The organism is Pseudoalteromonas phenolica, from assembly GCF_005886345.1.
GTDB lineage: Bacteria > Pseudomonadota > Gammaproteobacteria > Enterobacterales > Alteromonadaceae > Pseudoalteromonas > Pseudoalteromonas phenolica_A.
This window is the reverse complement of the sequence record NZ_PNEC01000016.1, coordinates 21,820-29,963: the sequence shown is the minus strand read 5'-3', so window position 1 is coordinate 29,963 and position 8,144 is coordinate 21,820. Positions and strand designations below refer to the sequence as shown.

The window sequence follows — 8,144 nt, the reverse complement described above, 5'->3', positions numbered from 1 at the left end:
ATAAATGCAAATTGAATCTAAAAAAGTCTTATTACTTTTAAGCTTTTAACTTTTTGTGTATTTGTGCTTTTGTTAAGCCACAACTTAACAGTCGAGCAAGCTCACCCGACACCATAGCCGCAGCAGAAGAAGTACCGAGCGCTTTTAAGGTGCCTTTTTTGTGGCTCAAAATAACCTTTCCTGGCGCGTAGATATCTACACATTGGCCATAGTTTGAAAACCCTGAAATCGTCCCCTCAGTAGTATGTGCACCTACAATAGTGACCCCTTGAATTTTTGCCAGATGATTAAACTCACATGCCGGCTGGCCTTTATTTCCTGCCGACACCACCACAAAATCGACCCCACCATTTACTAAGCCATGATCAATCACTTTAGAAAGAAAGTCTGACAAAAAAGGTAAAGTCCAACTGGTGTTGATGATGTGCGCGTTCATCTTTTGAGAAATACTAAATGCTAATATCATGGCTGAAGTGAGCGTACTAGATTGCTGCAGTGCGATATATTGAGCTGTAACCGGCGATTGACCATCCGATAATTGTTGAGCAATTGTTGCTGTAACCATACTGGCGTGGCCATTTTGCTGAAACATTTTGGAGGTGGCTCTTTTATCCGCATCGTACGCGAGTATGAAGTCCAAGTCAGAAAGTAAGGGATGCTCAAAATTGAAGCCATCATCAATTATGGCAATACGCTTAGATGTAGGCGATGAGCAAGATGATAGGGGTAAATCTTTTAATGTAATCGCATCAAGCTTAAATGGTTGTTCTTGTATTTGTTTACTGAAGCTTGATTCTTTAACAATGGCAAAATCAGGTTGAACCTGAACAACATTTAATTCGTTCTTTAACGAATTAAATACTTGAATAAATAGCTCTGCTTTTGCAGTTAATAAGACTATTTGAGTGTGCTCTAATTCAGCAAGTATCTGAATTTTACTGACACCTTGAGTCTCATTTAACTGGCTAAAATAATACTTTTTTGTCTCAACGATAATGCGTTTATTTAAAAATAACTCTATCCCCACATTACTTTGATAAATCCCTTCTCTGTCAGTCTCATAAAGCTTGACCAATCCAGATTGGTTATAAAAAGACAAAAAGGGCTCGTCAACCACAGTAGCAAAGTCGCTGCTAACAACGGCATTGCTACATAGGAATAATAAACAAACACTTAACCACTTAATGAGGGGCATATTTTTAACTTCTTGGAGGAAATATGCCATCTATACAAATACAGAATTGTATAGCTAGATATGGCTGTCTATTTTCGTGTGCTTGATTTTGTCCACTGTTTAATACCGCTTGTGGGTTAAGGGTAATGTTTGACCCTCCCGAATCATCTGATGAATAAACTCGGGCTAAACCCCCTGTTGTTGCTCTTGCCGCAGAGAGTAAACCTGTACCGTTCGATCTATCAACCAAACCTGCTTTAATCGTTTTACCAGCGTATAACTCGTGAGTGTGAGAAGGTAATTGGCTCTCCATCAGTACAACATCAGGTAATCCAACTTTGTCACCTAAATCCCCCGGAGACAACCCCGGTGCTTGACCAAACATGGTTGGACTTCTACCTTGTAAATCCGGCATTTGCATGTTGGTTTGACCATTGCCGCCGTAGGTAGTACCTATAACCGCAAACAATGCCTGATTTTGTGAGATATCAACAAATTGCCCAACACAGAACGTATAGCCCACTGGCGCGAAGGTGTAAGGCAACATATCAACCTGACCAATAAATGGATCCATCTTATTACTCCTTTAATTACGAGACGGGTATATACCGTTCATGCAAATTATAAAACCAAGATACAACATGGGCATTCTATTTTCGTGCGGCTTGTCACCACCTGTTGTACTTATGGTTTGGCTGCTAAAAGAAGTTGTTTTTAACCCTGCCGTTGAGTCTGGTAAAAAGTGTAATTCACTACCAATGAAAGACTGCCCATCAACTGGTGCTTGTAATTCTGACGCAGCACTGGCTACTTGAACTGTGTGATTGTGAGCAGGTAACTGTGAGGTTGACAACACAACTTGCTCCACACCAAAGCTTTGCCCTAATACCCAATTTGTCAAGCCTGGCCCCTGCCCATCACCTACAGGGATTCGCCCTCGCATATCAGGAAGACCGTAAGTAGTTCGACCATCACCCCCGTACCTAGTGTCCAATAAACTGAATAAAGATGCATTATCAGTTATTGCTTGTAGCTGGCCTGCACAGTATGACCAGTGGTTAGGTGAAAACACGCCTGCAAACATGCGAATTTCACCCAAATATGCATCACTCATATTTTGCTCCTTTGCTTAATTTCTAGGCGGATATGTACCATTCAGCGCAATAATAAAACCAATAACCATGCTCGGTTGAAGGTTAGTGTGTGGCGAATTCGACCCCACAGTACCCATGCTTTGAGACGATAAAGTATCCAGCCCACCAGAGTTGTTTGCATAAAACTTCTTAACCCCATTTGGAAAAGTTGTATTAGCTGTAGATATTGTGTAACGCGTTGAAGGATTTGCGTTACTAAAGGGTAAAAAGCTATCACCTTCTGCTGAGCTAACTTGAAAGTCATGATTGTGCCCTGTTTGCGCATTTGTCAGAGTAACCTCTTCAAAGCCACTTTTTTGCCCTTGCTTCATAATGCCATACTTGCCTTGATAAACAGGCGCTCGCCCGCGCATATCTGGTAAGCCAAAGTTCGTTCGAGCATTACCACCAAACGTATCTCCGAGTAATGAAAATAACGCGGGGTTGTCGTGGATATTAATCAATGCGCCATTACATGATGCCCAATGAACAGGTGGAAAATTAAAGGCAACCATCTGCATCATGCCCAAATACGGATTAACCATAAAAACCACTCCTTACTTTTAAATTGGGTTTAACCCACTGTTTAACTACGCTTACGCGAAATAACAATCTGATATTTATCAACGTCATAAATGCTCATAAACATCGGATATTCACCAAACGCACTATGCTTAAATAAATAGTTATCTTGAGGAAGTTGGTTATTCGGATCACCATGAAGGGAAATACTGAATGAAGAAAACTCCTCAGTATTTATTTTACCGGTCTCTACATTAGCTATTTCAAGCTCACCAACCTGTTGTTCATTTTGCACTGAAAATACGTTTACTGTTTCACCCACTAACGAGTGCATCAAATCATGCGTTACTATTTCCATTTCTTGCTACTCTTTATATTTTTATTTAAGAAAAAGCCCGTCCCATTAACGAACGCGATTAAACGCCTACAATTTGCTTCATCGCAGGGGGATACCAAATCATGAGCTCGTATGGTGACTGAACTTCAGAAACTTGAAATCCCAACTCTAAATACAAGCGTTTCACAACCAAGTTGTGGCTTAAGACAGAAAGCGTTAAAGGGACTGCTGATTGAGCAGCACAATGCTGAAAAGACTGGATAATTGCTCGGCCAAAGCCGTGACCTCGAGCTGCGATTAAAAAGCCTATGTCAATTAAGCGAATCTCATTATGACCAAAATCAAGGGTGGCCTTCCCTATCGGTTCTCCATTTTTTTCAATAATGAAATACATTGCGTTAGGATACTGAGCACCATAGCCTTGTGTTTGGGCTTTCAGCTGCATGTCGACTATTGATTCAATAAAGTCCTGTTCACCCTCTATACATTGCAGATCTTGCCTTACTTCTCTGTGCAGTTTTTCTATAAAAGGTGTATCACTTGGCTTTGAGGGGCGAATATGCAGCCCTTGCGGAATTGTAAATTGCACCATGATCCTTATCCTGTAACGTGCGTTAAATTGGTATAATTAATGTCTATATTTCTTTGCTTGTTTTTAATCAAACATGCTAACCATTCATTAACATCACAATCGATTACTAAATTTACTCTGCTTTTGTTGCTATTGTTTGTCACTCGATGAGTCAGATGGGTATTGATGTACCAAAGCTCTCCTGAGTTCATAGGAACACATTGCTCTTCAACATAAAAACCGACGTCATCACCATGAGACAAAGGGACATGTAATCTCGCTTCACCGTACTCAATCGAAACATGGTTATCAGAATGCGGTAAAATTTGGCTTTGAGGTTTTAACCTCATCAAGCGCGCAGATCTTACTGGGCACTGGAGTAAATTAATAAACGCCTTCATACACGTCAAACGCTCTAAAATCGGTAAATTCATCCAAGATGTTTGCGGCCCTTCTAAAGAAAAGCACTGCAAAATAGGATGGCATTCTAAATGCTCATGCCGAGCCCTTAATGCAACCACATCCCACTCCCCCTGATAACACGTTTTGTTTACATGGGTATGCCAGTCAAGTTGCTCTAACTTGTTAAGCTCATCAAGTGCTTGCTGTGCATCTAAGGTTTTGTCTAATTTAGCAAAACCAATGACCCCATTTATCATGCGTTGCATTTTTTTACCCAATTGGCTGGCCACTGGGTGCAAAAAACCACTCTCTGTCTTTAAACTGTCCGCCAACAACCTTTATTTCGCTCTGTCCATCCAATTGATGCAAGGTTGGTTTTGAAAGCAACGACTTAGCGCTATAGCTATAGAGCAAAGTCCCTGAGTTATCGAATACTTTTATTGAATTAGACTGGCTACAAAGAACATGTACACGCCCAGAATCATCTAGGGTAATTGATTTAATACCGTTTAATTGTTCAAAGTGATTGAGACCTTGGCTTCCCACATCACCATAATGGCCGCCATCAAAGCCTATCACCTTAATCGTGCCTGGGCCGGTCACTAAGAATACCAACTGATTATCTTCATCAACGGCAAAGTCTTTGATTAAGCCATATTTTAGATTTAGTGGAATACTGCCAAGCACTTGTCCAACTTGGTCATATATGTAAATTTCGTCTGTGTGTTCAAAAAGTACAAATAGTCCATTTGGATAATATCTGGCTGCTAAGGGGTTGAGTTCAAAAGTGACATCTTGCCCTGATGGTGATGTCATGGTCATTTCAGGAAAGCTAATCGATAAATCTTTAAGGGCTTGTTGACTTATCCGTCGAGTCAATTTTGACGTATTTAGTTCAGCATTGGCTGCCAATGCAGTTACAGAAGCTGGTGCTAAAACTAGTCCAACGACCGAAGCCGAAGTTTTTAAAAAATTGCGGCGTTGCATTACCTGTTCCTTATTCTGAAATAAATAATTTAAGCCACTATACAATTACACAAATATAAAAAATCCCTAATTACAGCTCATTACACCTTGCTAACTTTACCTAAAAAAATACACACATATGTTACACAATCACTTTTACCAATTTAGATATACAAGGTTCGACTACGCTTACAGTCCATTACACTCTATTGCACTGGTGCCTTTAGAGTTGATAACTTAATAAAGGGAAAGTCGAAAGGCTTGAGTCAAAGGAGTTCGCTCATGATCGATCACACAAGAACGATTTTAAATTTTTTAACTGAAATAGAGCTGGCCTTTGAGCTTCAGCCCATTACTGAAAAGACTTTATTACCCGGGTTAATACTCAAACATGGCGTGTTATTGATTGATAAAGACAAACTTCTTTTCCCCGGAGACATATTGCATGAAGCTGGTCATGTTGCTGTGTGCGAACCTATTTTTAGAGAGTGCTTAAAAGGCAATATATTTAAAAACGGTTTGCTGGTAGGCAGAGAAAAGCAAGCCATGTATGGAGAAGAAATGGCGGCCACAGCTTGGGCTGTCGCAGCTGCTAAGCATTTATCTATCCCACTAGATATTATTTTTCACAGTGATTCGTATCGCGGCGCCAATAATACGTTAATTAATGACTTTGAAAGTGGTAATGGGTTTGGCTTTCCACTATTAAAGGCATGGCAAATGACGTGCCCTGAAGCGGGCTACCCTAATATGGTGAAATGGATAAGGGATTTACGTTGGGTCGAGTCTCGACCAAATGAGACTCAACCAGATTAAAGTTCTAAAACCCAAGGGTTTATTTCTTAGTCTTGTTTTGGTGCCAAATCAAAATGTAAATAAGCGGCATTTGATGCTATACGCCCTCTCGGCGTGCGCTGAATAAAGCCTTGTTGAATTAAGAATGGTTCAATTACGTCTTCTATGGTTTCGCGCTCTTCACCAATCGCCGCGGCAATGTTATCTAGGCCGACTGGGCCACCAGCAAATTTTTCAATCAGGGCTAGCAAATATTTTCTATCCATATAGTCGAAGCCGCATTTATCGACATCGACCATATCGAGGGCTTGCTTGGCAATATCTTGACTGACTTTACCGTCGCCTTTTACTTGGGCAAAGTCTCTAACTCGGCGCAGTAAGCGGTTAGCAATACGTGGTGTGCCGCGTGAACGACGTGCCACTTCATCGGCACCTTCCGGGCTAATTGCTAGATCTAAATAGTATGCCGAACGAGAAATAATGGTCGCTAAATCGGCAGCTGAGTAAAACTCTAAGCGCTGCACAATACCAAAACGGTCACGCAGCGGTGAAGTTAAAGAACCAGCGCGCGTGGTGGCACCGATCAGTGTAAATGGCGGCAGGTCTAGTTTAATCGAACGTGCTGCAGGCCCCTCGCCAATCATAATATCAAGCTGATAGTCTTCCATTGCAGGATAAAGAATTTCTTCAACCTGTGGGCTCAAACGGTGAATTTCGTCAATAAACAGCACATCACCTTCTTCTAAATTGGTAAGCAATGCTGCTAAGTCACCGGCTTTTTCGAGTACAGGACCCGAAGTGGTCTTAATATTCACTTCAAGCTCGTTAGCAACAATATTGGCAAGCGTTGTTTTACCCAGACCTGGTGGGCCAAAAATCAGAAGATGATCGAGTGCTTCTTGACGTGAGCGCGCCGCCTCAATGAAAATCTCCATTTGCTTTTTCACATGGGGCTGACCTGTGTAGTCATCGAGTAACTTAGGTCTTATGGCTCTGTCAATTACTTCTTCATTGCCTTGAACACTGGGTTCAATCAGTCTATCAGCTTCAATCATAAGGTTTTTACATCATAGATTTAAGCGCTTCTTTGATCAGCGCTTCAGTGTTCATATCAGGTTGGCTTACCGCTTTCACCGCTTTTTGTGCTTGCGCTAATTTATAGCCTAACGCGAGTAAGGCAGCAACTGCATCATCGGTCGGATTATTGGCAACAGTCGGATCTTCTTGCGGTGCTATCACTGCATTATCGCTAAACGGGGTTAATAAATCATTGCCAAAGTCTTTTAGCCTGTCTTTCATTTCGAGCACTAAACGTTCAGCGGTTTTCTTACCCACCCCCGGAATTTTCACCAAAGTGGTCGCATCTTCGTTGTTCACACAGTGGATGAATTGCTCAGCTGACATACCCGATAAAATCGCTAAACCGAGTTTTGGACCAACACCGTTGGCTTTTATCAATTCTCGAAATAAAGCGCGCTCTTTTTTATGATTAAAGCCAAATAACAACTGGGCGTCTTCACGTACCACAAAATGCGTGTAAATCGCTGCTTGCTCGCCAACATTAGGTAACTCATAGAAACAGGTCATTGGCATTTGAACTTCGTAACCTACCCCATTTACATCAAGTAAAATCTCCGGTGGTTGTTTTTCTAATAGTATGCCGTTTAGTCTTCCAATCATGTTTATTACCTTAATCTTCGACGAACTGTTTTACTGGCGTTACCAGCTAAACGAATTAAATTTTGCTCAGAATGTGCATGACAAACGGCAATGGCTAATGCATCTGCTGCATCGGCTTGCGGTGTTCCTGGTAGCTTCAGGATACGTTTGACCATTTCTTGGACCTGCTCTTTTTTAGCGCCGCCTGTACCTACTACCGCCTGTTTTACTTGCCTAGCTGAATACTCATATACGGGTATATCTTGCATAGTAGCGGCCACAATCGCAGCGCCTCGGGCTTGCCCTAGTTTTAATGCAGAGTCTGGATTATGTGCCATAAACACTTGCTCTATGCCAAAGCTTTGCGGGTTAAATTGCTCCACCAACTGAGTGACACCTTGGAAGATCATTTTTAATCGGGTCGGAAAATCATGCTCCCCCACTTTAATACAGCCACTGCCTAAGTAGGTAAACTTACTTCCTTGATGATCAATCACACCGTACCCGGTAAATCTTGAACCGGGATCTATGCCTAAGATTACTGCCAAAGCACATTCTCATTTATTTTTTTGGCATAATGCCAAA

General features: G+C 41.5%; 12 protein-coding genes. 1 reads left to right on the top strand and 11 read right to left on the bottom strand.

Annotation, left to right across the window (positions count from 1 at the left end; genetic code table 11):
* Positions 1 to 37: 37 nt before the first annotated feature.
* The 8 genes from CWB72_RS08610 to CWB72_RS08575 are packed head-to-tail and all read right to left on the bottom strand — an operon-like array spanning position 38 to position 5,126.
* A complete protein-coding gene (locus tag CWB72_RS08610; protein ID WP_171037249.1) occupies positions 38 to 1,195 on the bottom strand; it encodes a S8 family peptidase in 1,158 nt (385 codons plus the stop codon).
* Positions 1,196 to 1,199: 4 nt separating this feature from the next.
* Positions 1,200 to 1,748 carry a phage tail protein gene (locus CWB72_RS08605; protein ID WP_138630621.1) on the bottom strand — a complete coding sequence of 183 codons (549 nt, stop codon included), beginning with the start codon at positions 1,746 to 1,748 and terminating at the stop codon, positions 1,200 to 1,202.
* A 12-nt stretch (positions 1,749 to 1,760) separates the two neighbouring features.
* Positions 1,761 to 2,288: a phage tail protein gene (locus CWB72_RS08600; protein ID WP_138630619.1), complete on the bottom strand. Its 528-nt coding sequence runs from the start codon at positions 2,286 to 2,288 to the stop codon at positions 1,761 to 1,763.
* A gap of 15 nt (positions 2,289 to 2,303) precedes the next feature.
* Positions 2,304 to 2,852, bottom strand: coding sequence for a phage tail protein (locus tag CWB72_RS08595; protein ID WP_138630617.1), 549 nt, complete (start codon positions 2,850 to 2,852; stop codon positions 2,304 to 2,306).
* 41 nt (positions 2,853 to 2,893) lie between these two features.
* Positions 2,894 to 3,187, bottom strand: a complete 294-nt coding sequence (locus CWB72_RS08590; RefSeq protein ID WP_138630615.1) for a DUF6916 family protein — start codon at positions 3,185 to 3,187, stop codon at positions 2,894 to 2,896.
* Positions 3,188 to 3,245: 58 nt separating this feature from the next.
* On the bottom strand, positions 3,246 to 3,758 hold the full coding sequence (locus tag CWB72_RS08585) for a GNAT family N-acetyltransferase (protein WP_171037248.1): 513 nt from the start codon (positions 3,756 to 3,758) through the stop codon (positions 3,246 to 3,248).
* 5 nt (positions 3,759 to 3,763) lie between these two features.
* On the bottom strand, positions 3,764 to 4,405 hold the full coding sequence (locus CWB72_RS08580; protein ID WP_252371515.1) for an aspartyl/asparaginyl beta-hydroxylase domain-containing protein: 642 nt from the start codon (positions 4,403 to 4,405) through the stop codon (positions 3,764 to 3,766).
* A gap of 4 nt (positions 4,406 to 4,409) precedes the next feature.
* A complete protein-coding gene (locus tag CWB72_RS08575) occupies positions 4,410 to 5,126 on the bottom strand; it encodes a hypothetical protein (RefSeq protein ID WP_138630613.1) in 717 nt (238 codons plus the stop codon).
* A 261-nt stretch (positions 5,127 to 5,387) separates the two neighbouring features.
* Between CWB72_RS08575 and CWB72_RS08570 the strand changes: the two genes are divergently transcribed.
* Positions 5,388 to 5,921 carry a hypothetical protein gene (locus CWB72_RS08570; protein ID WP_138630611.1) on the top strand — a complete coding sequence of 178 codons (534 nt, stop codon included), beginning with the start codon at positions 5,388 to 5,390 and terminating at the stop codon, positions 5,919 to 5,921.
* Between the two features lie 26 nt (positions 5,922 to 5,947).
* On the opposite strand, the gene ruvB is transcribed toward CWB72_RS08570, so the two are convergent.
* Genes ruvB through ruvC form a run of 3 tightly spaced genes read right to left on the bottom strand, consistent with a single transcriptional unit; the run spans position 5,948 to position 8,107 of the window.
* Positions 5,948 to 6,955 (bottom strand): Holliday junction branch migration DNA helicase RuvB, encoded by a 1,008-nt coding sequence (gene ruvB / locus CWB72_RS08565; RefSeq protein WP_138630609.1) that lies wholly within the window; start codon positions 6,953 to 6,955, stop codon positions 5,948 to 5,950.
* Between the two features lie 7 nt (positions 6,956 to 6,962).
* Positions 6,963 to 7,580 (bottom strand): Holliday junction branch migration protein RuvA, encoded by a 618-nt coding sequence (ruvA, locus tag CWB72_RS08560; RefSeq protein ID WP_138630607.1) that lies wholly within the window; start codon positions 7,578 to 7,580, stop codon positions 6,963 to 6,965.
* Between the two features lie 5 nt (positions 7,581 to 7,585).
* Positions 7,586 to 8,107, bottom strand: coding sequence for a crossover junction endodeoxyribonuclease RuvC (ruvC, locus tag CWB72_RS08555; RefSeq protein WP_138630605.1), 522 nt, complete (start codon positions 8,105 to 8,107; stop codon positions 7,586 to 7,588).
* Between the last annotated feature and the right edge of the window lie 37 nt (positions 8,108 to 8,144).